Source organism: Enterococcus sp. LJL51, from assembly GCF_049894025.1.
Lineage (GTDB): Bacteria > Bacillota > Bacilli > Lactobacillales > Enterococcaceae > Enterococcus_L.
In genome coordinates this window covers 118,665-140,309 of sequence record NZ_JBNEQE010000011.1, presented here as the reverse complement: position 1 = coordinate 140,309, position 21,645 = coordinate 118,665, and the positions used below count along the sequence as shown (strand labels likewise).

Annotated in this window: 27 protein-coding genes and 1 other annotated feature; of the genes, 4 read left to right on the top strand and 23 right to left on the bottom strand. The window is 38.4% G+C overall.

The annotated features are described in order from the left end of the window. The coding region (locus tag ACPWSO_RS11580; protein ID WP_426083485.1) for a transposase at positions 1-305 on the top strand (305 nt) is incomplete at its 5' end. A 60-nt stretch (positions 306-365) separates the two neighbouring features. Here the strand turns inward: ACPWSO_RS11580 and ACPWSO_RS11575 are convergent. The 11 genes from ACPWSO_RS11575 to ACPWSO_RS11525 all read right to left on the bottom strand — a co-directional run bounded on the left by ACPWSO_RS11575 (position 366) and on the right by ACPWSO_RS11525 (position 7,947). Then, on the bottom strand, positions 366-1,463 hold the full coding sequence (locus ACPWSO_RS11575; protein WP_426083483.1) for a glycerol dehydrogenase: 1,098 nt from the start codon (positions 1,461-1,463) through the stop codon (positions 366-368). Between the two features lie 608 nt (positions 1,464-2,071). Then, complete coding sequence (locus tag ACPWSO_RS11570) at positions 2,072-2,602, bottom strand: hypothetical protein (protein ID WP_426083482.1); 531 nt, start codon at positions 2,600-2,602, stop codon at positions 2,072-2,074. A gap of 142 nt (positions 2,603-2,744) precedes the next feature. Then, positions 2,745-3,113, bottom strand: a complete 369-nt coding sequence (locus tag ACPWSO_RS11565; RefSeq protein WP_426083480.1) for a hypothetical protein — start codon at positions 3,111-3,113, stop codon at positions 2,745-2,747. A gap of 571 nt (positions 3,114-3,684) precedes the next feature. Beyond that, positions 3,685-3,861, bottom strand: coding sequence for a hypothetical protein (locus ACPWSO_RS11560; RefSeq protein WP_426083478.1), 177 nt, complete (start codon positions 3,859-3,861; stop codon positions 3,685-3,687). A gap of 33 nt (positions 3,862-3,894) precedes the next feature. After that, positions 3,895-4,410 carry a hypothetical protein gene (locus tag ACPWSO_RS11555; RefSeq protein WP_426083476.1) on the bottom strand — a complete coding sequence of 172 codons (516 nt, stop codon included), beginning with the start codon at positions 4,408-4,410 and terminating at the stop codon, positions 3,895-3,897. An 11-nt stretch (positions 4,411-4,421) separates the two neighbouring features. Next, on the bottom strand, positions 4,422-4,775 hold the full coding sequence (locus tag ACPWSO_RS11550; protein ID WP_426083475.1) for a hypothetical protein: 354 nt from the start codon (positions 4,773-4,775) through the stop codon (positions 4,422-4,424). A 170-nt stretch (positions 4,776-4,945) separates the two neighbouring features. Further along, complete coding sequence (locus ACPWSO_RS11545; protein WP_426083473.1) at positions 4,946-5,239, bottom strand: hypothetical protein; 294 nt, start codon at positions 5,237-5,239, stop codon at positions 4,946-4,948. A gap of 280 nt (positions 5,240-5,519) precedes the next feature. Continuing rightward, positions 5,520-5,852, bottom strand: a complete 333-nt coding sequence (locus tag ACPWSO_RS11540) for a hypothetical protein (protein WP_426083471.1) — start codon at positions 5,850-5,852, stop codon at positions 5,520-5,522. A gap of 11 nt (positions 5,853-5,863) precedes the next feature. Then, positions 5,864-7,276 carry a T7SS effector LXG polymorphic toxin gene (locus ACPWSO_RS11535; protein WP_426083469.1) on the bottom strand — a complete coding sequence of 471 codons (1,413 nt, stop codon included), beginning with the start codon at positions 7,274-7,276 and terminating at the stop codon, positions 5,864-5,866. Continuing rightward, the gene (locus ACPWSO_RS11530; RefSeq protein ID WP_426083467.1) at positions 7,266-7,637 is read right to left on the bottom strand and encodes a hypothetical protein; all 372 of its coding nucleotides are present in this window, start codon (positions 7,635-7,637) and stop codon (positions 7,266-7,268) included. The genes ACPWSO_RS11535 and ACPWSO_RS11530 overlap by 11 nt, the downstream gene beginning before the upstream one ends. A gap of 4 nt (positions 7,638-7,641) precedes the next feature. Further along, the gene (locus ACPWSO_RS11525; protein ID WP_426083465.1) at positions 7,642-7,947 is read right to left on the bottom strand and encodes a TIGR04197 family type VII secretion effector; all 306 of its coding nucleotides are present in this window, start codon (positions 7,945-7,947) and stop codon (positions 7,642-7,644) included. Between the two features lie 460 nt (positions 7,948-8,407). Here ACPWSO_RS11525 and ACPWSO_RS11520 point away from each other — a divergent pair, with 460 nt between their 5' ends. Next, positions 8,408-8,566: a hypothetical protein gene (locus tag ACPWSO_RS11520; RefSeq protein ID WP_426083464.1), complete on the top strand. Its 159-nt coding sequence runs from the start codon at positions 8,408-8,410 to the stop codon at positions 8,564-8,566. Between the two features lie 69 nt (positions 8,567-8,635). Here ACPWSO_RS11520 and ACPWSO_RS11515 read toward each other — a convergent pair whose 3' ends face one another. Both ACPWSO_RS11515 and ACPWSO_RS11510 read right to left on the bottom strand, forming a co-directional pair. Next, on the bottom strand, positions 8,636-9,586 hold the full coding sequence (locus ACPWSO_RS11515; protein ID WP_426083462.1) for a homoserine O-succinyltransferase: 951 nt from the start codon (positions 9,584-9,586) through the stop codon (positions 8,636-8,638). Between the two features lie 3 nt (positions 9,587-9,589). Further along, positions 9,590-10,861, bottom strand: a complete 1,272-nt coding sequence (locus ACPWSO_RS11510) for an O-acetylhomoserine aminocarboxypropyltransferase/cysteine synthase family protein (RefSeq protein WP_426083493.1) — start codon at positions 10,859-10,861, stop codon at positions 9,590-9,592. Positions 10,862-11,033: 172 nt separating this feature from the next. Next, positions 11,034-11,295, bottom strand: a binding site (T-box leader). Positions 11,296-11,553: 258 nt separating this feature from the next. Here ACPWSO_RS11510 and ACPWSO_RS11505 point away from each other — a divergent pair. After that, on the top strand, positions 11,554-12,030 hold the full coding sequence (locus ACPWSO_RS11505) for a hypothetical protein (RefSeq protein WP_426083460.1): 477 nt from the start codon (positions 11,554-11,556) through the stop codon (positions 12,028-12,030). Between the two features lie 595 nt (positions 12,031-12,625). Here ACPWSO_RS11505 and ACPWSO_RS11500 read toward each other — a convergent pair. Further along, the gene (locus ACPWSO_RS11500) at positions 12,626-13,567 is read right to left on the bottom strand and encodes a rhodanese-related sulfurtransferase (protein ID WP_426083458.1); all 942 of its coding nucleotides are present in this window, start codon (positions 13,565-13,567) and stop codon (positions 12,626-12,628) included. Positions 13,568-13,872: 305 nt separating this feature from the next. Continuing rightward, complete coding sequence (locus tag ACPWSO_RS11495) at positions 13,873-14,247, bottom strand: VOC family protein (protein ID WP_426083456.1); 375 nt, start codon at positions 14,245-14,247, stop codon at positions 13,873-13,875. A gap of 98 nt (positions 14,248-14,345) precedes the next feature. Between ACPWSO_RS11495 and ACPWSO_RS11490 the strand changes: the two genes are divergently transcribed. Further along, complete coding sequence (locus tag ACPWSO_RS11490) at positions 14,346-15,155, top strand: MBL fold metallo-hydrolase (protein ID WP_426083454.1); 810 nt, start codon at positions 14,346-14,348, stop codon at positions 15,153-15,155. 80 nt (positions 15,156-15,235) lie between these two features. Here ACPWSO_RS11490 and ACPWSO_RS11485 read toward each other — a convergent pair whose 3' ends face one another. From ACPWSO_RS11485 to ACPWSO_RS11450, 8 genes are all read right to left on the bottom strand, one after another. Continuing rightward, positions 15,236-16,624 carry an L-cystine transporter gene (locus ACPWSO_RS11485; protein WP_426083452.1) on the bottom strand — a complete coding sequence of 463 codons (1,389 nt, stop codon included), beginning with the start codon at positions 16,622-16,624 and terminating at the stop codon, positions 15,236-15,238. Positions 16,625-16,841: 217 nt separating this feature from the next. Then, positions 16,842-17,234 (bottom strand): DUF1149 family protein, encoded by a 393-nt coding sequence (locus ACPWSO_RS11480; protein ID WP_426083451.1) that lies wholly within the window; start codon positions 17,232-17,234, stop codon positions 16,842-16,844. A gap of 76 nt (positions 17,235-17,310) precedes the next feature. Continuing rightward, complete coding sequence (locus ACPWSO_RS11475) at positions 17,311-18,654, bottom strand: PFL family protein (RefSeq protein WP_426083449.1); 1,344 nt, start codon at positions 18,652-18,654, stop codon at positions 17,311-17,313. A gap of 234 nt (positions 18,655-18,888) precedes the next feature. Then, on the bottom strand, positions 18,889-19,155 hold the full coding sequence (locus tag ACPWSO_RS11470) for an ACT domain-containing protein (RefSeq protein WP_426083447.1): 267 nt from the start codon (positions 19,153-19,155) through the stop codon (positions 18,889-18,891). Positions 19,156-19,260: 105 nt separating this feature from the next. After that, the gene (locus ACPWSO_RS11465; protein WP_426083445.1) at positions 19,261-19,842 is read right to left on the bottom strand and encodes a DJ-1/PfpI family protein; all 582 of its coding nucleotides are present in this window, start codon (positions 19,840-19,842) and stop codon (positions 19,261-19,263) included. Between the two features lie 85 nt (positions 19,843-19,927). Then, a complete protein-coding gene (locus tag ACPWSO_RS11460) occupies positions 19,928-20,317 on the bottom strand; it encodes a MerR family transcriptional regulator (RefSeq protein WP_426083443.1) in 390 nt (129 codons plus the stop codon). Between the two features lie 133 nt (positions 20,318-20,450). Then, positions 20,451-20,882, bottom strand: a complete 432-nt coding sequence (locus ACPWSO_RS11455; RefSeq protein WP_426083441.1) for a hypothetical protein — start codon at positions 20,880-20,882, stop codon at positions 20,451-20,453. A 358-nt stretch (positions 20,883-21,240) separates the two neighbouring features. Further along, positions 21,241-21,642: a GyrI-like domain-containing protein gene (locus ACPWSO_RS11450; RefSeq protein WP_426083439.1), complete on the bottom strand. Its 402-nt coding sequence runs from the start codon at positions 21,640-21,642 to the stop codon at positions 21,241-21,243. Positions 21,643-21,645 lie beyond the last annotated feature (3 nt).

The window sequence follows — 21,645 nt, the reverse complement described above, 5'->3', positions numbered from 1 at the left end:
CAGAATGCAAGAAGAAGCTTTCAGATGAAAAAACAGGTTCGATTTATCGACAACGGAAAATCGATGTAGAACCAGTGTTTGGGCATCTAAAGGCTCATTTGGCGTTCCATCGTTTCCATTTACGTGGAAAACAAGGAGCGAAGATTGATGTTGGTTTGGCTCTCATGGCACTAAATCTAAGAAAATTAGGAAAATATATGGAGAGAAAGAGAAGGGAAGAAGAAAAAACAAGCCCGATTTTGACATTCGTCATCAAAATCGAGCTTGTTTTCTTTTTGAGAGTGGATTATGTCCCACTCCCTTAGAAAAAATCCAAACTGTATAATTCGGGATACCTCTATTTTCAATAAGCCCGACTTATTTTTTTAAACTGAACAACTGCGAACAAAAGCATCCAATTGGCGAATCCCCTGTACAATATCTTCTTTAGTCAATGTAAATGGCATTTGCCGTAAGCTGTCTCCGATTGAAAGAGATTGCTCCGCTATTTTTGAAAGCTCTTTTTCATTCTGAACATCTAGCCCCAGTGCCTCACAAGTAGTTGGCAGATTCAATTGCCGGAAAAATACTAGATAGCGTTTAAGTACTTCCTCCGGCTGCTTCTCAAGAACCAACTGAACTAATGTCGTATATGCAATCTTTTCTCCATGCATCAGCTGATTGACTTTGCCCTGAATAGCAGAAAAGCCATTATGCAGCGCATGAGCCGCTGCTAGTCCGCCGCTCTCGAATCCCAATCCACTCATCAACGTATTCGCTTCGACAACTGCCTCAAAAGCTTCTGTTACTTGTTTGTTCTTATTGTCTTCATATGCCTGCAAACCGTAGGTGAAAAGAACTTCTTCACATTTCTCAGCAATTGCCAGCGCCGTCAGCGTCGGTTTTTTCCCTAAAACATTTTCTCCGTGCTTCTTTTTAACAGCTCTTGCTTCTACCGCTGTTGAAAGTCCATCTGCAATCCCAGCTGCCAGCAGTCGAGCCGGAGCATTGACAATGACTTCCGTATCTACAATAACTAAGTCAGGATTTTTTCGGTAGAATTGATACTCTTTAAAGCGGCCGTCCTCTTCATACAACACTGATATTGAAGACGTTGGAGCATCGGTAGAAGCTGTTGTCGGCAGTACAACCATCTTTAGATTTTGTTTTGCCGCCACAGCCTTACCCAAATCGATAACCTTACCGCCGCCCAGTGCAATTACAACCTCAATCTCTTTATCTGCTATCCCTTTCAAAAGCTCCTGAATATTCTCCTCTGAAACCTCGCCAGAAAAAACAGCCGTTCCAACCAACAATCCGCCTTCAGTCAAGTAGTTCTTATAGCCTTCACCAATCATTCCCCAGACGAACTCATCTGTTAGTATGAGAACCCGATTCCCCAATTCTTCTATATATTTACTACTGTCTTTTAAACAGCCTTTCCCCTGCACATATTTAGATGGGCTGATAAATAACTTTTCCAATGCAATCACCTCTTTCATTCAGTTTGGCACAAATACTATCTTCAAGCAATAAAAAGTTCAAATAATCACACTATCGAAAAAATGAGACGGTGAAATAACAGACATAAAATAATACTGACTGAGCCAGCTCCACTTACCTGAAAAATTCTAATCGAATCGTAAACAAGCAGTGATTGATTGAATAGGCAGCTACTCATTTCAAATATTAAATTGAAGTCGACTGCTCATGAAAATAACAATATCAGCAGGATTGGTAAAATCCTCTTTTGGTAATAAAAAAGCTCAGTACAAAACCAGAAAATCTCTGATCTTTATTCCAAGCTTTCCAATTTATTCAGTTTTTCCCTTGCCAACACAACTTGACACAGCATCCAAAAAATTTATTCTAGTTTTTTGATTTGAACAACTGCTTCTTTTTCTGTCTTCAAGATTGGCAAAATGTTCCCCTCTACTTTTACACCAATTTTTTTACTATCTAAATACTCTATATCAATTGAAAGAGCACCCAGCAAATCAACGTTTCACATAACGCTGACCTCCAAAATTTTATTTATTCATCTTCTGGTTTGCATAGGATATTTAAACATTCGGTAAACGCATAAGTACGATTATTCATCCTCGACCTCAAAATCTTCATCATACTCCCAGGGTTCCTCTTCTGCTACCATTGTTACTGCTTCTTTTAAACTTAAATCATTAGCTTTATCATAGGTTAAGCTCAGTATATCTTTATGATTTTTTTCAAATTCTGCTACTGATTGCCAATTTTCCGAACCATTTTCGCTTATTCTTCCGCCTAAATCTTTTGCTAGTTCTATTGTCAGAATATACATAGCACGTTCATCTACTGTAAGTATTTTTACATGCTTTGAGACAATTTCAATAATCTTTTTCTCTTTATGATAATTTAACTCAATATCTTGAAACTGAAGTGGTGATTTTTCTTTTTTCCATCTTTCATCGTTTAGCCACTTATCTAATGATAAACTCAAATAGAAACTATTTCTCAGTGTTTCATCGTTTCCAACGTGAGATATTTCTAACTCTTTTCCATTCTTTTCTTTAAACCACATGACTTCAGCTAGTTCACGATATCCCCAAGACGTTTTCTTTCCGTTCGTTTCAACATATATTCGCATTTGCTCACCCCTATTTTGCTTTTAGCCATATCCAGACTCGATATTAGCAGCTCCGCACTACGCATAACGTTGCCCCCCTATAATGCTTTCATTCTTCTTCTGATTCATGCCACATGGACATGAAAATACTTCCCTAATTTCCTTATTCTCTGGCTCCACCTTTTATTATTAGCTTTCCATCAAAGTATCCTTTTGCAAAATAATTAATATCTTTTAAATTAGTGTATTCCTTATATTCGATTACATAAGATTCTAAGTCTTTTGTTGTCAGTCTACCTATTTTAATTGTATCACGTTCAAAGTTTTTAACATCAACACCTATCATTTTGGCATAACCTGAGCCTTCTTCTGCCTGTATAGTATATTCTAAATCAGCCAAAGATTCATAAATACCCAGACATTCATAGCAACGATAAATAGGTTCATTGTTCATTTTTGAGCGAAACACTTCTATCAAGCCATATTCACCACAAAAGGGACACATTATATCGTTAAATTCATTTTTATACATTTAATCACTCCTTAAAGTATCGTTTGTCATGGTTACCGCGACATTGGTTTGTTCCTGAATTTCACCAACAAAAAAATAAGTCCCATCTGTTATCTCCTTTTCCAAGGAATTTCTAAATACTTCACGTTGTTCTGAACACAGGAATCTCTTTTGATTTCCACTATTTTTTTGATATTTTTAAAACGGCTCACAGTAGCTCTCCGTCTAAAGCAATGGTGAGTTCCGTGCTATTCAATGAGATACCATTAATCATTTTTTTGAAAGGAAATATCCACTCTTATTTCTATGATATGACATTCATATATTGGACAAAATAAAATCAGTAAAGAGAAAGATTCCTAAATGAAGAAATAGAAGAGAATATGCTCACATAATGAACATACCATCCTCTATTTACCTTACTCTATATAATACGCTTGTTGGAAACACACATCCATCTTTTCGGAATGCCGCTGAAAACATTCTCTTTTCTGTTATTCGAGCTCATCTTTTATCTTGTACCCATATATGTTTTCAGATTGTCCGTCACCTTTTTTGCGTAGCTTCAGCTGCTTACTTAACATTAATGATACTAGCACTCTTTTACAGTCAAATTCCCTGGAACATTTCCTATTACAGTAAGAACGTCCTTTTCTTTTTCTACCTTCCAAATCGGCAATATATCTCCATCGACTTCTACACCGATTTTTTGAATATCTAAATAATCGAGATCGATTGAAAGAGCACTCAGTAATTCAGCACTTCGCATAACTGGGACCTCCTAAATAGGATCGCTTTGCATTTACTCACTAGTAACTTTGAAAAAAGTTTCTGTTAATTCATCACTTGAAAAGACAGCAACGGGGCTTGAAAAACCTTCTAACTCGCCTAACCAACTACTCTCACCCTCCCACTCTTGGTGAAATCTGGTTGTTAGTATATTATCATTAATTCCAAATATATAAATAATCCTTTTGGAGGTTAATAACTGCAAGCGAGCGTTAATATTTTGAACAAATATCCTCGCAAGCTGCACTTGTTCTTGAATAGTTAGCGACTGTTCAAAAAAATCAATCATTCGAATTTCATTTGCAGAAGCTTCATACCCCGTTCGATCAAGAAAATTTTTTAAATGAGCTTCAAAATTTTCCTGTGACATACTAAATTCTCTGTTTGAAAATATTAAGCATCCATATACATCAACTAAACGTTTATTAAAAAAGCTGTTCAGTTCATCTAAGGTAAATTTTAATGCTTGTGAATTTTCAAAGTTTTCAAGTTCACCTATTTCTTTTTTCCATGCTTCATTTGACTGCACTGTTTTCCTCCTTACTTTATTATCAATCGCCCATTAATGTAACCTTTAGCGTAATAATCAATTTCTTTTAAAGGGGGGAGTTCCTTATAATTGACTCTGTATTTCTCTAAATCTTTTGTTGTCAATCTGCCTATTTTAATTGTATCACGTTCAAAGTTATCAACATCAACGCCTATCATAGCTGCATAACCTGAGCCTACCTCTACTTTGACCGTATACTCCAAATCAACTAGAGACTCATAAATACCAAAGCATTCATCACACCTGTAAATTATTTCATTGTTCATTTTAGATTTGAATTTTTCTACTATGCCATTATAGTTGCAATAGGGGCATACTATCTCGTTATTTGTGTCTTTATACATCATTTTCTCCTTATCATAACTGATCTCTAGTAGCAACTACAATTCTATCGATTTTAATCGTGTCATTCAAAATAGGGTCTCAAAGCACTTCTTATTATAATAAGAGAATCATTTTCTTTTTTTTCGCAATCGGCATAATGTTGCCAACTAAATAATTTAATTAATCTATGCTAGTTTCCCGTATACCTCACAATATCTGGAAAGGGAACTGCCTCAAATTTAAAAATGATACTTCCTTCATCAAAGGAGTCTGATTCTGGACTTTCTTTAACTTTTGATACTAGGAATGTGAGCCCTTCTTCAATAAATATTGGTTTAATGTAATCAGGAATTTCGTCTATATTAAATTTGCTTATCAAAATTCTTTGGTCATAATCACTTGCGAATATTTTTTTACGCCAATAGTCCGTCTGACTGACATCTAAAGCGACATCTTCTATGCTGACTATATATTTTTCATACATCAAATCATTATCTATATTTGCTATCTCCTTTAGTCCCAATTTACATAGTTACTGAAATCTGTTTTGAATTTATTTATCTGTTCTAATGTCAATTTTGACCACCTATTACCCTGTAATCTCATTTGAAGATTGCTCTTAGTTACATTATTCATGGTAGTTACGATTTCACCATTAGCTTCTAACACATGGACTCGCCCGTTTTAACCTTTGACTAACCAAATGATATCTATGATGATATAAACAATGAAGTTTATTTTTTGTATAACCATTTCTCGCAAGTCTAATCTCCATTAGCAACGACAATATTACTATTTTTAATTGTGTCATTTAAAAACTGAATTGTTTTATCTAAGCCAGGATCATCATCATCTTTGTAATTCAATAAACTTTGTTTTTTCTTGATTTCTTGAAAAACCGATAATAATGTTTTTTGCTTTGATACACTTAGCACAGTATCTCCATATGGATCCAAATCGAACAGTTCTTGAATCTTATCATCAAAAAGGTATCTGTTTTGATAAACTAACTCTAAAAAGTTTTCATCCAGTATTGAAAAATCTGATTGAAAACATAATTTACCATCTTTATCTTGTTTTAAAAATGCTATACTCACGTTAATCATCCTTATTTTATTGGGTATGCTGTAATAACATCTCCAAAGTTATTTATAACTACTTTCACTTTGTTTAGTGTTCTGCCATAAATATCTGTACCGACTATATGATTGTACTTTAATTCAAAAATATAACCTGATCTTCCAGAAGTATTTGGCTTAACAACTGACTGACTATTCTTTAAAACGTCATCAATTGTCTTTTTTATATCTATATTTGAATTGAATTTAGATTTCGTTGTATTCAATGAGTTATTTGAATGTTCATGAAGTATATGATTATTATACGTACCTTCACTTAATTTATAATTTTTTCCAGTCTGGCGTGCAATAGCTTGGTCAAATTTTCCAGAAGTACTACCTTGACCTTTTCCGCTCGCCATAATCGTAACAACACCACCGCTAGTAATCACAAAACCTTCTACTGTTTTTAGTAAGGCTTCTTTGTTCACTGTCAGGGTTTGCGCCAGAATAGCAGTACCTCCTGCATTTGTTGCTATAACCGGCATTCCATCAAGCATACCTTTTACGCCAGTGATTGTCACTATTGACCCACCTATTGCAAACGCTACGCCGACAAAAAGAGTTGCTAATAACAACTTTTCTTCAGTGGTTAATGGATTTTCCAACAGTTCTTGCCGCTTCTTCAAGGCAAGATACGTTTTGTATTGTAGCGTTGCTTCCGGATCTAATTCTCCATTTACATAGACCTCATAAATCACTGTCCCGTTGGGTCCTTGCGTGGGTCGTAATTCGTAGTCCAGCAAATTCTTCATCAGTTTTTCTTGAATCGCCTGTTCCCGCTCTTGCCACTTCTCTTGAATCGGTTTTACCCAGGTCATATCAAGTCTGGTCACATCAAAAGTTCCTGAAGCTGGATTCCAGGCACCGCCTTTGTTCAACTCTGCAATCGCTCGCTCCAGGTTTTCAATGTTTGCCTCTGCTTCAGAAAATATACCGGCAGATACACTATCAAAAGTATACAACTTCTGCAGTCGTTCTTCTAGTTTAGCAATGCTTCCCTGAACACTCATATAGCACCGTTCTAGGTGTACGTTCTGTTCCTCCAGCTTATCCATTACATTTGCATACGAGCGCAATAAGCTCTGTCCTTGTTGGATCTGATCACGCAACCGGTCTTCTTCGATATCCCCGCCACCGACTATTTCCTGAAACTTTGCCGGGTATTTTTGGTGGGCTTCACTTAATGACTCAGCTGCAAGGATTAAGGCATTAGAAAGTGGGGGATAGACAGCCATAAAATAACGTCTTGCAGAATCATAGGTTTTGCCGGACAAGGGTGCATTTAAATAGGCATTCATCGCATCTTTTAGCAGACCGGCATCCTGAATATATTCGTTTGCAAGGGTCACGGCGACATTGGTTTGTTCCTGAATTTCACCAACAAAAAAACTAAGTCCCATCTACCTTCTCCTTTTCCTTCGTATTCTCGAACAATTGATCTTTTCTCGCCTGAAGTAATTCCTCTTCAGTAACGAGCAGCTGCTTTGATTCCTTATAAAGCACTTCTTTCTGCTCCTCCAGTTCAAAGAAATTCTTTTTATGAGCAGCGGTTACTTCATCCTCTTCCAAACTAAAATACTGCCGTATATCTTCCTCTTCATTAAACTGAAGAACATCAGCAAGATATTCCTGGTGTTGGCTTGATAAACGCTGGCAGTCCTCTTCCAGTTCCTCCAGCTGCCACCGCTGCTTCCGATTTAGTTCCTGATCCTCCGAAACCCGAGAAAGCTGTCGATTAATTTGACCTTCATTCATGGTCAATCTCTCACCTTCTCCCTGGTCCCGCAAGAATGCTTAAGCCGTTAAATCCTTTACCTAGCTGCTGGTCAATAGCAGCAAACTCACTCGCAACGGAATGAATGTTGTTTCCATCCCTGGTTAATGCATTTGAAATCTGTCCACCAACACCGCTCATCCGGCTTATAACGTTTTGTGCGCTGCTCTGACCGGAGACATTTGTTCTATTAGCAGCTGGTCCTGGCTGTGACATACTATTTAAGGCACTAGCTGCTTGGCTAAATCTTGACGAAACTGTTCCAGCAATAGAACCTGATACATTCAAATTGCTCATTAAGTAATCACTCCCTTGTTGTTATACAAATGAAAAACACTATTTGTATATTTATCTTACCATATAGGAAATACAATTAACCATCAGATTTTTCATGTCTTCTTAAAGTTCATGAGATTCAGTCAGAAAGCGTGTATACGTTGAAGCAGTTTTTGTTTAATAAGAGCGTACGAAAAATGGACATATAAGAATCCAGTATTTCTACTGTTCTCACACGTCCATTTTGTATGTCTATTCAATTTAATTGGCGAAAACATTTTTATCGACTTTCATTTAGACAACTTTACTTATAAGTTTTGCATTTTATTCTTTATATACTCTTCAGCAAATTCTTCATCACTCAACCAGGCATCGATAGCATTTTTTCTATTATGACCGACCTCCGCTTATGAATCTGCTCAACAGAATCATTTCCTAATTTTAGAGCGTATCTGAAACCCTAGCGGCGAATATTTCCGAGATGGTTACGAAACTTGTCTCGTCGGCAGAAATTTTCGCTTATGCGCCACATTGCCAGTTCTGTTTGCCTAAAGACTTGCTGACAGAATGGTATGCGTACGAAAGTAAACGTCATTTTTCAATCAATAGTATTAAGAATGACTACTCTGAAATGAGCTAGCTTGTGGTTTTGCTTGTTTTCCACAATAATCCCTGAAAAATCGGATGCCTCTCTACTTTTCAACCCCCTCTAGTCTCTCTTCTTACGACTGTTCAAACGTTTTTGCTGTTCATCGATTATTGCTTCCAGCTTATAAGGAGTTAGCTGATAGACATCATTCAGCCAATTATGATACAACAGGTGTGCATGTCCTCGCCAAGTATTGACCACCCTCTGGTCCACACAATCATCGGTAAAATAATTGTGTGGCAGCGCCGTATCCAGCCCTTTCTCCTGATCCCGCAGATATTCCTGCTGCAATGAATTTGTATCGTATTCAAAATGACCCAGCAAGAAAATATCATGGTCATCAGTAGAAACCAAGACCGTTGCGCCAATATCCTGATTTTCAGCAATAACTTTTAAGCGGCTGCTGTCTATTTGAGCTTCATTAATCCCTGTGTATCTTGACTGCGGGGCATTAAAACAATCGTCAAACCCTCTGAACAGCCGATGACTATGCTTCATTTCCTGACTGTAAATGCCAAAGAGTTTTCTGTCATAGCTGGTTTTAGAGACCTGATAATGATGATACAGCCCCGCCTGTGCTCCCCAGCAAATATGAATAACCGAGGTCACATTTGTTTGGCTCCAATCCATAATCTGAACCAGCTCCTGCCAGTAATTCACCTCTTCAAAAGGCAGCTTTTCTACAGGTGCTCCTGTAATAATCATTCCATCGTACGTACTGCTCTTAATTTCCTCAAAAGAAAGGTAAAATTTAGCCAAATGATCTATACTAGTATTTTTATGAACATGGGAAGAAATCTTTAAAAAATCTACATCAATTTGCAGCGGACTCTGGCTTATTAAGCGCAGCAGCTGAATTTCTGTATCAATTTTGTTTGGCATCAGATTTAAAATCAACAGCTTTAATGGACGAATATCTTGAGCAGCGGCCCGCTCATTATCAATAGCAAAAATATTCTCCGTTTCTAATACTTGCTTAGCTGGAAAATTTTCAATCAGTTTAATCGGCATTCCTTAAGCCTCCAACTGCTCAAAAGCTTGTTTTAAATCAGCCAAAATATCATTAACATTTTCAATGCCGCAGGAAATCCGAACTAGTCCGGCTGAGATACCGGCAGCCGTCAGCTCTTCATCTGATAACTGACGGTGTGTTGATGTTGCTGGATGAAGCGCACAGGTTCGAATATCAGCCACATGAACCTCCAAGGAAACAAGCTTAAGTGCATCCAGCCACTTAGCCGCAGCTTCTTTTCCTGCCCTAATTTCAAATGAAATGACGCCGCATAACCCATTTGGAACATATTTTTGTGCCAGCTCATAATTTTTATCGGTTTCTAATCCTGGATAGGTAACAGAGGATACACTAGGCTGTTCCTTCAAAAATTTTGCAACAGCTAATGCATTTCCATAATGCCGGTCCATTCTAACTGCCAAAGTTTCCATCCCCAGATTTAATAAAAAGGAATTTTGAGGCGACGGTGTGGCTCCTAGGTCTCTCATCAACTGAACCCTAGCCTTTGTAATATAGGCTGCTGGTCCGAAAGTTTCGGTATAAACCAAATTATGGTAAGTTACATCTGGTTCACTCAACTGCGGAAATTTCCCATTATTCCAATTAAATTTTCCACTGTCAACTATAACCCCACCCGTCTGAACCGCATGACCGTCAAGATATTTCGTTGTACTGTGGATAACGATATCAGCCCCATATTCTATTGGACGACAGAAATACGGTGTAGCAAATGTATTATCAATAATGAATGGCAAATCAGCACTATGGGCAAGCGCTGCAAATTTTTCAATATCCAGTACATGCATAGCCGGATTAGCGATAGTCTCAGCAAAAACTGCTTTGGTATTTGGCTGAATTGCCTTTTTAAGTTCTTCCAGTGGAGCACTCTGATCAATAAACGTAACTTCAATCCCCATTTTTCTAAACGTATGAGCGAATAAATTAAAGGTGCCGCCATAAACATAGGAAGAAGAAATCAAGTGATCTCCTGACTCTAAAATATTCAGAATTGCAAAGAAAGTAGCAGCCTGCCCAGAAGATGTACACAATGCAGCCACGCCTCCTTCCAAGGCAGCAATCTTTTCTTCAGCTGCATTTGTTGTCGGATTGCCAATTCTGGTGTAAAAATATCCTGCTTCCTCTAAATCAAACAGCTTGCCGATTGCTTCTGTTGAGTTATACGTATAAGTCGTGCTTTGTACTATTGGTACTACCCTTGGTTCGCCATTTCCCGGTTGATATCCAGCATGTAGACATTTCGTTTCAAATTCCATCATTGATTCCTCCAGTATTTTTTCATTTTATTCTTGTTTTGCTCTGCTCATACTTTTTTAGATAGGTTTATCAAACAAGCTCACGCTTTCTCAACCCGCCCTTTACGAAGTATTTCGGTAAAAAACTACAGCAGTCAAAACCGAATACAAAAAAACTCCCATCCTTCGTTTCCGAAAGGACGGGAGTTAAACTCCGCGGTACCACCTTTATTCACTGTCTCTTCACAGAAACAGCCTTAACCAGTATAACTGTATAGAAATACTCCCAGTTCATACTGCTGTGCTGTATCGGGCACTCCCGCCGAACGCTTATCCTCAAACTCACGTTCATCTGCTCAAAGGCCATCTTCCAAATCAACCCGTCTGCTTCTTTTCACCACCCGAAGCTCTCTTAGAAACCTATTGATTTGTACTCTTCTTTTCAAAGCAACTACTCTATGTTATTGTTTACAACTATACTCGATTTTTCATAGTCAGTCAATAACAAAAATGAGTCTTTAATGAAAAATCATCATCATTTTCTCATAATGAAACAGGATACTTTCTTCAGCTCTGTAGTCCTTTCACTATCTAATTTCCAGGCAGCTCTAAATCTAAAAAGCATTGGTTTCTATCTCCCTAATCCTTTCAGTACCATGCTATAATAGAAAAAGAGTAACTAAAAAAAGAGTTACCGGTAAAGGAGCTTCATTGTGAACACACAAATTAATCCGAAATTAGAACAACAAATTACAGAGGCCTTAATTGACGCCTATCATGCTTATTACGATAAAAACGAGACATATACACAGCTTAGTGAAAAAATCAGCTCAGAAATGGGCAGCTTTTATATGAATGAATTTTCGAATTTAGCATATAAAGACACCAGAGTATTCTCTTTTACCCTTGGTGAAAAATCATTTATCGGCTATCTTTTATGGTCAAAAGAACTGGAGATTTACGGAACTGAGTCTGGTCGCTTCTTTATCCTGCTAACTGGCTTTGGTTTTATTTCTGGCGTGGAGATTGTGAATAACGGAGAAGCGAAAGTAACTATTTGGAAGGATTTAACCGGAGAAAAAACAGTTGAAGAATTACTGGCAAGCTTAAAAGATATCCATAAGAAAGCTGATTTCACCGCTGAAAATCCGCTGATTCAAAAGTATATCGATATTCTGCATACTTTATAAGATAATAAAAAACTGGCACAGATAATCCTATCAACCTCGAAGAGCTAGACTGAAAAATCAGCTTTTCGAGTTTTTTTATAGAATAAAATAGAGTCTGGGACATAAACAAAATTCCAGACTTTTGACATCCCTAAAACCGAATAAATGGTATTCCAAAAGCAGCTTTCTCGGAAATAAGCCGAATAATCTCAAAAATATGAGAAGCTCCAGGTAGGTATCAATCAACAGCCACTCGGTTCCCTCGTAGTGTTTCTTGACAATTTTCGGATTATTCTTCTTATTGCTGTGAAACACAGTGAGGGACAAGCTGATGTTAAACAGTACCTACTTGATTATCGGAGCTGAGCACTTTTGTCACAACCTCCTGCCTGCTCTATACTTCGAATAAAAAAACCTGAAACAAAACCAGCCAGTTTTCGCTGTTTGTTTCAAGTTCTATGATTTTATTCAGTTATTGGTTTTATCAACCTATTTCAACAGCAGATTTTCCATTTCCATACTCATCTACTAGTTTTTCTTTTTAGAGAAACAAAAAAATGCTTTGATTGGTTAATAGAAGAGCTCGGAAAAGCCGTTTGATTTTCTCCATATAAAGCTAGTTTATTCCAGCAGTCAGAAAATCAGCTACTTGTTCTTCACTGAATCCATGTTCTTTTACATAGCGGTTGGCTGGATGTTTACTGCATTCGTCACAACAGCCGCCAAGATGTTTTTCCTCATTTTCTTCTGAGCTTAAAATTTGTCTGTTGCAGTAAGGATTGGCACAGTTAATATAACGTTCACAAGGGGTTCCGTCAAACCAGTCTCTTCCGATAATTTGCTTATCCACTTGATTAATCTCTACACTGATGCGTTCATCAAACACATACATTTTACCGTCCCAAAATTCCCCCTTGGTTTCCGGGTTCATCCCATAATTTGCAATTCCTCCATGAAGCTGCGCGACATCGTCAAAGCCTTCGCGAAGCAGCCAGCCGGAAAATTTCTCACACCGGATACCACCGGTACAATAAGTGACAATTTTTTTATCCATCAGCTGTTCTTTGTTGTCCCGAATCCACTTCGGCAGCTCTCTAAAGTTGCGAATATCTGGACGTACTGCTCCTCTAAAGTGTCCCAAATCATACTCATAATCATTTCGTGCATCCAGCACAATCGTATTTTCATCAATTAGTGCTTCCCGGAACTCCTTTGGTTCAAGGTAATCGCCTGTTAGCTGCAACGGATTGATATCGTCCTCCAAATTCAGAGCAACTAGCTCTTTTCTGGGACGAACAAACATTTTCTTAAATGCATGCTCTTCCGCTTCATTTATCTTAAAAAACGTATCCTTAAAACGTTTATCTGCCAGCATAACCGTCATGTAGCGATTCGTTTCATTCGTTGTACCAGACAGTGTCCCATTGATTCCTTCTTCTGCCACTAGAATCCTGCCTTTTAAGTTCAGCTCTTTGCATAAAGCCAGATGTTCTTTAGCGAACTGCTCCAGATTGTCAATTTGTACATATTTGTAATATAGAAGCACTTGATAGTCCATGATAATTCTCCTTTTCTAAATCATACCTTATCAGTATATAAAAGGAAAAAACCAAAGCGCCAGCTTTATGCTTGTAGCTTTCTACACAAGAAGTTTTTAAGAAAATGAGGAACATTGAAATACTTAGTGTCATTCTTGATACAAAAAAGCAGCTGGAGTATTAAAGAAACAAGGCAAATTTGCATAGTTTCCTTTCTCTAGCAAGTAGGCTTCAGCGTCACATTTTCCAAATTTATTCTTGGAGTGACTTATTAAAAAACCCTCAGTTAGATTTTTAAGTCTAACTGAAGGGAGCAGCGATTTCTTTATTGACCGGAAACGGCAAAATAATTTCCATCATTATCTGAAAAATTAAAGACAAGCTCTCCTCCGGGAAGCTGAACCAGCTCTCCCACAGTTACATGTTTGTCCTTCATATCTTTATACAGCTCCTCAATCCCTTCACTGAAAAACATCAACGAAGGCGTGTTGCCTGCAACTTCAGGTGAATGCTTTTGAATAAAAGCCAGCTCATATAAAACGATTTTAGCACTTGAGGAATTCTTTGGAGCGATTTCTACTACCAGCGTGCCGTCCACTGCATCCCTTTCTAATTCCACAAAGCCGATACTTTGCCAAAACCTGCTTGACTCCTCTACATTATTTACATACAACATAATCTTTACTTGATCTGAGAACATCTCACTAATTCCTCCTAAATTCTCTTTTTAACCTTCCCTTAACATTCTAACTTATGTTATGCTAAAAAAATACACATTTGTTTTAAAGGAGGCAGCCAATGAAATTAACCGTCCTTGTCGACAACAACGTCTATATTGACCACTATTATTACGGAGAGCCTGCTCTGTCCTTTTTTTTAGAAGATAACGAAACAGCCATCCTTTTTGATACTGGCTACAGCGATATTTTTTATAAAAATGCTGCAAAGCTAGCAGTTGATTTAGCTTCAACTCAAAAACTGGTTCTTTCTCATGGTCATAATGATCATACTGGCGGTCTGAGCTACATTGACTTATTATTTACAGAGACTAAACCGGAAATCGTTGCTCATCCGTTAGCCTTTTTTCCAAAAAGAGCTGAAGAAGGGGTAATTGGTTCACCACTGACTGTAGATGATCTGCAAAGAAACTACCCGCTCACGTTAGCTAAAGAGCCTCTGCCTCTCTCAGATAATCTCCTTTTCCTAGGAGAAATTCCTCAGCTTGTTGACTTCGAGCCGCGGCAGCAAGTAGGTGAAACCAGATGCTCTGAAGAATACACGGCAGACTACGTAATAGACGATTCTGCCATTGTTTATAAAGGCAGCAGCGGTCTCTATATCATCACCGGCTGTTCCCATAGCGGCATTTGTAATATCTGTGAATATGCAAAATTGGCGACAGGAGTAACAAAAATTGCTGGTGTAATTGGGGGCTTCCATTTATTTGAAGAAAATGAGCAGCTGGATAAAACGATTGCCTATTTCAAAGAAAACCAAATTACTGAGCTCTATCCTTGTCATTGCGTATCATTCAATGCTAAGGCTGCTATTCATCAGGAAATTCCTATTGGTGAAGTAGGTGTTGGCATGACACTCGAATGGCACTGAGTCTCCAGCTCGCCAACTACTATCAAAAAATAAAAAAGAACCACGACTGGATTCCTGTTTTCTCCAGTCATGGTTCTTTATTATTTAGCTTCGACTACTAGTTCATCGTCTGAAATTACAGAACGGTCCAGCTGATCAATTCGTGAGCTGGCTACCATGCCGGCTACCATACTGTCACTAACATTAACTGCTGTTCTTGCCATATCAATCAGCGGTTCAACTGAAATTACTAAGCCAACGATTGCTACCGGTAAATTCATTGCACCTAAAACGATTAGAGATGCAAAGGTAGCACCGCCGCCGACACCTGCAACCCCAAATGAACTAATGGTTACAACGGCAATCAGCATTAGAACAAACTCCAGACTGAAAACGTCAATCCCTACGCTGGGCGCCACAATAGTTGCCAGCATTGCCGGATAAACCCCGGCACAGCCATTTTGTCCAATTGACAATCCAAAGCTGGCTGCAAAATTCGCTGTTGTTTCATCCACGCCTAAAGCCTTTGTCTGTGTTTCAATATTCAAAGGCAGTGCACCCGCACTAGATCTTGAAGTGAAGGCAAAACTCAAAACTGGAAATGCCTTTTTCAGATAGTTTAACGGATTGATTCGAATCGCAGTAAGAATCAACAGATGAAGTAACAGGACAATAATTAGAGCTGTATATGAAGCAAGTACAAACTTGCCCAAATTCAAAATTGCTTCAAAATCACTTGTAGCGACAACACTAGTCATGAGTGCCAATACACCATACGGCGTTAAGCGTAAAACCAGTGTAACAATTCTCATAACAATTTTATATAGACTATCAATTAAATCTGCAAAGAATTGAGCTTCCTTCGGTGCTTTGCGTTTCACTCCAAGAAAGGCAATTCCTACGAAAGCAGCAAAGATTACCACGCCAATAGTACTCGTCGCACGAGTCCCTGCTAAATCTGCAAAAACGTTTCTGGGAATAAAGGACAAAATCTGCTCAGGAATTGAAAGATTTTCAATGGTTTCCTGTCTTGTTGCCAGCTCAGCTATCCGCGCTGTTTCTGCAGTTCCTTGCGTAAACTGGGCACCTTGTAATCCAAATAAAACTGTACTGCCGTATCCAATAAGTGCAGCAGCTGCTGTTGTTCCCAGTAAAGTTGCCAAAACATTAAAGCTGATTTTTCCAAGCTTGTTTGACTCCTTCATTTTTGTAAATGCTCCTACAATAGAAACAAATACTAGCGGCATGACAAGCATTTGAAGCAATGCCACATAGCCGTTTCCGATAATGCCAATCCATTCCATCGCCTGACTGGTGATTTTACTTTGTGTACCGAACGCTACCTGAATAATTGCACCTAATACGATTCCTACACCTAACGCTGCAAAAACACGTGTTGAAAATTTCATATGCTTTGCCTGCATCCGGTAAAAGCCGTAAACGACGCCAAGAAACGCCAGAACCACTAAAACTGTGATGAGTGTTGTCATTTTCTTCCTCCTGTAATAATTATTTTAATGACAAGTCCATCAAAGGAAGTAAAGGTTCCCGGCAGCTGTTCTTCAACAGCTGCCCTGAAAAAGGATTTTTCAGTGATATACCTATTCTAACTGATAAAGGAAGACAACAGCTATTTTTTTGCTTGAAGTCTGATAGCAAAACAATAGTGGCAATAGCTAAAAGCTATCGCCACTATTGTTCAAGTCTTTACTTTTCTTCTGGTTCATTTGACTGAAAGTTCAATTGAATTCCCGGCTTGTCTAAGGCAATTTCAGTTACCTCATAGGCCAGACGTTTTACGATATCAAATAATGGTGCAATCAGCTCATCTACATCAGCCTGACTTAAGTCTTCCTGTTTCTCAATCTTTTGGTTGATGATATGAGAAATCTGGCTGACAGCGCCTGACAGTACATACTCATCAAATGCCAAACGAAATTCTAGTCGAGCGGCAATGATTGTATTTTCAGCAGGGTAATTTTCATCCTTTGATTCCATAGGTGAAAAGCCCACACGTAATTCAGTTTCAACTTCTGCTTCCGGCGAACGCATATCATAGTGGAAGCCTTCCACTACTTCTTGTTGGCGTTTAAGTTCCAATGAATATCACTCTCCTTTCACCATATTATAACATACTCATATTTCAAATATTGCTCAAAAATTGATAAAAAACAGACTAATTCTTAAACGAATGAATAGGTGCCGGAATACGTCCGCCTCTTAAAATAAAGTCAGTTGAAGCATAGTCATTCACCTTCATTACTGGTGCCCTTCCTAAAAGCCCGCCGAATTCGACCATATCACCGACTTTGGTATTTTTAGCAGGGATAATCCGGACAGCCGTTGTTTTATGATTAATCACTCCGATCGCGGCTTCATCGGCAATCATAGCTGCGATTGTTTCAGCTGATGTATCTCCCGGAATAGCAACCATATCCAGACCTACAGAGCAGATAGCTGTCATGGCTTCTAATTTTTCCAAATTCAGTGCACCATTGTTAACAGCATCAATCATTCCGGCATCCTCAGAAACTGGGATAAATGCACCGGATAAGCCGCCGACATGATTACAAGCCATCACGCCGCCCTTTTTTACTGCATCATTTAGCAGAGCCAATGCAGCCGTAGTACCATGAGTTCCTACACTTTCCAAACCCATCTCCTCTAATATATAAGCTACACTGTCTCCAACTGCTGGAGTTGGAGCTAAAGAAAGATCGACAATTCCAAAAGGAACATTCAGGCGTTCTGAAGCAATTCGTCCAACCAGTTGTCCCATACGGGTAATTTTAAACGCAGTTTGCTTTACAACCTCTGCAACAACATCAAACGGTTCACCCTTTACTTTTTCCAGTGCCCGTTTTACAACACCAGGACCACTGACACCAACGTTGATGACACAATCCGCTTCACCTACACCATGAAAAGCTCCCGCCATGAATGGATTATCCTCCACCGCATTTGCGAATACAACCAGCTTGGCACAGCCCATGTCTGACTTGTCTGCTGTTTCCTTAATCACGTAGCCCATATGACGAACCGCATCCATGTTAATGCCGCTTCTGGTCGAGCCGATATTGACAGAAGAACACACAAAATCCGTTTCAGCTAACGCTTGTGGAATAGAATTAATTAGACGGTCATCGCCAAATTGATACCCTTTCTCTACTAAAGCACTAAAGCCGCCGATAAAGTTAACGCCCACTGTTTGAGCAGCCCGGTCCAGCGCCTTAGCATATTTCACATAATCATCATCTGCGCTGGCTGCAGCGATAATACTGATTGGGGTGACAGAAATACGCTTATTAATAATGGGAATGCCGTATTCTGCTTCAATATCTTCCCCAACACGTACTAGATTTGCTGCCATTCGGGTAATTTTTTCATAGATTTTCTGACAAGCCTTATCACTATCACTGTCAATACAGTCTAATAAAGAAATCCCCATCGTAATGGTACGTATATCTAGATTTTCTTCTTCAATCATTCGAATTGTTTCTAAAATTTGTTTTGTCTCCAAAGCTTTCACCTCTATTTTGAATGGATAGACTACTCTATAAACCCTTTCAAATCATCTTTTTTATGTTTGATACTGCCTTCAATACTGCTATTTTGTGCTTCTTCCTCAAACTGACATGAGAAATCAGAAATCTAAAAACGACATCTTTTTATTTTCTGATAATAGTTAGTGAAAAATGTGCCTATAGGCAAAGAAAGTAGTTTCCTACCCCAGTATTTACGGAAAAATATACTTTTACAATTTGTGCATGACATTAAAAATTTCTTCATTCTGAATACTGATTTTCACACCTAATTGATCACCAAGAGTGTTCAGCGTGTCACGAAGCTCTTCAAAATTTGTCTCTTTTGCCAAAGACAGAACCATCATCATCGTAAAATAGTCGTCCATAATTGTTTGCGATACATCCAAAATATTAATGTTTAGCTCTGCAAGCTTCACACTTACCCCTGCGATAATTCCTACTTTGTCTTTACCAATTACTGTCAAAACAGCTCTCATAATTCAACCTCCTGATTTGTTTGACCTATTATAGCATATCTTTCTGAAATAACCTTGAAAATACAGAACAAAATAGCATAATTTTTCACAATCGTTCGTCTTTCCTTAATAGCCCATCGCTATCATAACTTTTTGACGCAGCGAGTGATCCGTCAGCATCTCTAACAATTCAAAAGCGACATGTACGGCCGTCTCTGGACAGTACGAAGTGATTACTTTATTATCAACAACTACTGGCTGATCCTTCAGTACATCAACGCCCATTTCTGCCAGCTGTTTTTGCCGCACTCCGTCATTTAGGTGATAAGTAGTTGCTTGTCGATTTGCGAGAATACCGCTTTTCGCCAAAGGCAAAGCAGCAACACAGATAGAAGCCACTGGTTTTCCTTGCTTTTCAAAAGCGCTGATAAGAGCTAAAAATGGTGCTGAATACGCTTCTTCATAAAACCCGTATTCCTCAAAGCCTCCTGGAATTGCCAACGCAGCATATTCATCCACATTAACATCTTTAAGCAGTACGTCCATATTCATCGATACATTAAATGTACTCAACGTCGTTTCCTCTATCCCACAGACAACCGTTTCAATATCCGCCTCATAGTCAGCTGTTGCCCAGCCAAGCACATCAATAAATACGCTAAATTCCATCGTTTCAAAGCCTTTAGCCAATAACACCAATACCTTCATTCTTATTTCCCGCCTTCTCATAAATTTTTTGAATTCAAAACAACTAAGCATTTCACAGCTAAAATACTTTCAAGCAACCTTTGCACTAGCCTGCAGTGCTAGGATTCAAAGTCTTTGACTCTCTTTTTTCTATATTGCCTTTGGTCAAGCCCATTTTATACTGGAGATAATCAAGAGAGGCTTGGATTCGATCGAGTTTTGCTTTAGTTCTTTGTTCCTGTGCTTCTAGCAGCGCCAGCCGCTCCTCTAAAGTGTCATCTCCCGCCTTATATAAATCAAAATATTCTTTAATTGTTTCCAAACTCATTCCGGATTCCTTCATACATAAGATAAACTCAATGCGGTCTAAATCGGGTTCTCGATAGTCTCTAATTCCGCTAATTCTTGCTACAGGATCCAGCAAGCCTATCTTCTCATAATAACGAAGAGTAGATAAGGAAAGCTGGTATTTACTGCTTACTTCATTAATTTTCATAAGAAACTCCTTTACTTTTTATTTTATTGTAACAGATAAACGCTTCTCTGTTTTATTGTTTATCAAAACAAAAAAAGGCGGACACCATAATGTCTCACCTTCCGATAGCTCTGAAATGTTATTAAAAAAAAGATTATACCTTCTTAATAAACTGTGCTTTACAATTAGAACAGGTTATTTTTATCTGCCCTTTATGTTTTGGCGCCCGCAGCTGCTGTCGACATTCTGGACAAGAGAAATACGTATGAGTTTTCCGGTGCTGAAAACGCTCTTTAATTCGATTAAATTTCTTTTGAATCTTTTCAAGCCAGTGGGTAAATTTCTGATTCTCATTTGCTCGAACATAGATTTTTTTTGAAAAGAACCGATAGTACACAAGTATCAGCAGCAAAGCGATTAATGCTCTTAACAATGCATACCCCAGAAACATATTCCCAACTACCAGAACCAGACTAAGCAGCAGCAGTCCTCTACTTAGCTTGTCAAATTGTCCATAACGTCCTCTCATATACTTTTGCAGCTTCATATTCCATTTCATCAGCCGTGCCAGCCAGACATTCCGCATGTTTTCTACCGCCTCTTTCTTTTCTCCGCTGTATTCATTCGACAGAAGCCTTAAACATTTTCTGCCTCAGTACAGCTTTCAAATCTTTTGAATAGTAAACAGCTTACTATCAATCAAGTGATTTTGCAACCGGCGAAAGTCTGATTTTTGTTTGCTTCTCTAAAAAACAGCTGCGAGCTCGCAGAAGAACCGGTATATCTCAAGAAATAGAAAAAGAAGAGGTCGCTTTTAGACTGTCATTTATTTAGGTTTTAAAAGTAGACAGAGTTGAAGCTTTATTTATGTCTCGCTATCCCTCTTCTTTATTTCTGACCTAGCTAAAGCAAGCGGGCTGTGCCATTCTTTTTTTATAGAATGCTTAGTATACAGAAATGTAAATACAAACCTGATCATCTGCCTCGTATTTTTCAAAATCCTTTTCATAGCGCCGCTTCAACTTGCCGGCTTTTTCCAGTGCCCAGATTTCCTGCCAAGCTTGCAGAACATTATCCTGAGAAAATCCAGTTGAACTTGGTACAACAGGGAAAGCCTTGTAGGTCCCATCATCTAACACCAGCTCTTTTCCTTTCTCAGCTTTTTCCACCGCTAATGACAAGGTATAGTCAGCAGTGAAATCTCCAGCATACTCATGATAAACAGCATAAACTACCTCACCTGGTTCAATTTTTGTCATAGTCTGCTGCCATAAATATCCAATTTTTTGTCCTACATCCTCTGAAAAGTTGTTTGCTCTTACTGAATCAAGTTCATAAATTTTCATAGT

Bases quoted from the DNA above. Each gene is read 5' to 3' on its own strand.
- ACPWSO_RS11570 (WP_426083482.1), bottom strand. From the start codon at position 2,602: ATGCGAATATATGTTGAAACGAACGGAAAGAAAACGTCTTGGGGATAT.
- ACPWSO_RS11565 (WP_426083480.1), bottom strand. From the start codon at position 3,113: ATGTATAAAAATGAATTTAACGATATAATGTGTCCCTTTTGTGGTGAA.
- ACPWSO_RS11560 (WP_426083478.1), bottom strand. From the start codon at position 3,861: ATGCGAAGTGCTGAATTACTGAGTGCTCTTTCAATCGATCTCGATTAT.
- ACPWSO_RS11550 (WP_426083475.1), bottom strand. From the start codon at position 4,775: ATGTATAAAGACACAAATAACGAGATAGTATGCCCCTATTGCAACTAT.
- ACPWSO_RS11545 (WP_426083473.1), bottom strand. From the start codon at position 5,239: ATGTATGAAAAATATATAGTCAGCATAGAAGATGTCGCTTTAGATGTC.
- ACPWSO_RS11535 (WP_426083469.1), bottom strand. From the start codon at position 7,276: ATGGGACTTAGTTTTTTTGTTGGTGAAATTCAGGAACAAACCAATGTC.
- ACPWSO_RS11525 (WP_426083465.1), bottom strand. From the start codon at position 7,947: ATGAGCAATTTGAATGTATCAGGTTCTATTGCTGGAACAGTTTCGTCA.
- ACPWSO_RS11520 (WP_426083464.1), top strand. From the start codon at position 8,408: ATGGTTACGAAACTTGTCTCGTCGGCAGAAATTTTCGCTTATGCGCCA.
- ACPWSO_RS11515 (WP_426083462.1), bottom strand. From the start codon at position 9,586: ATGCCGATTAAACTGATTGAAAATTTTCCAGCTAAGCAAGTATTAGAA.
- ACPWSO_RS11510 (WP_426083493.1), bottom strand. From the start codon at position 10,861: ATGGAATTTGAAACGAAATGTCTACATGCTGGATATCAACCGGGAAAT.
- ACPWSO_RS11500 (WP_426083458.1), bottom strand. From the start codon at position 13,567: ATGGACTATCAAGTGCTTCTATATTACAAATATGTACAAATTGACAAT.
- ACPWSO_RS11495 (WP_426083456.1), bottom strand. From the start codon at position 14,247: ATGTTCTCAGATCAAGTAAAGATTATGTTGTATGTAAATAATGTAGAG.
- ACPWSO_RS11490 (WP_426083454.1), top strand. From the start codon at position 14,346: ATGAAATTAACCGTCCTTGTCGACAACAACGTCTATATTGACCACTAT.
- ACPWSO_RS11485 (WP_426083452.1), bottom strand. From the start codon at position 16,624: ATGACAACACTCATCACAGTTTTAGTGGTTCTGGCGTTTCTTGGCGTC.
- ACPWSO_RS11470 (WP_426083447.1), bottom strand. From the start codon at position 19,155: ATGAGAGCTGTTTTGACAGTAATTGGTAAAGACAAAGTAGGAATTATC.
- ACPWSO_RS11465 (WP_426083445.1), bottom strand. From the start codon at position 19,842: ATGAAGGTATTGGTGTTATTGGCTAAAGGCTTTGAAACGATGGAATTT.
- ACPWSO_RS11460 (WP_426083443.1), bottom strand. From the start codon at position 20,317: ATGAAAATTAATGAAGTAAGCAGTAAATACCAGCTTTCCTTATCTACT.
- ACPWSO_RS11455 (WP_426083441.1), bottom strand. From the start codon at position 20,882: ATGCGGAATGTCTGGCTGGCACGGCTGATGAAATGGAATATGAAGCTG.
- ACPWSO_RS11450 (WP_426083439.1), bottom strand. From the start codon at position 21,642: ATGAAAATTTATGAACTTGATTCAGTAAGAGCAAACAACTTTTCAGAG.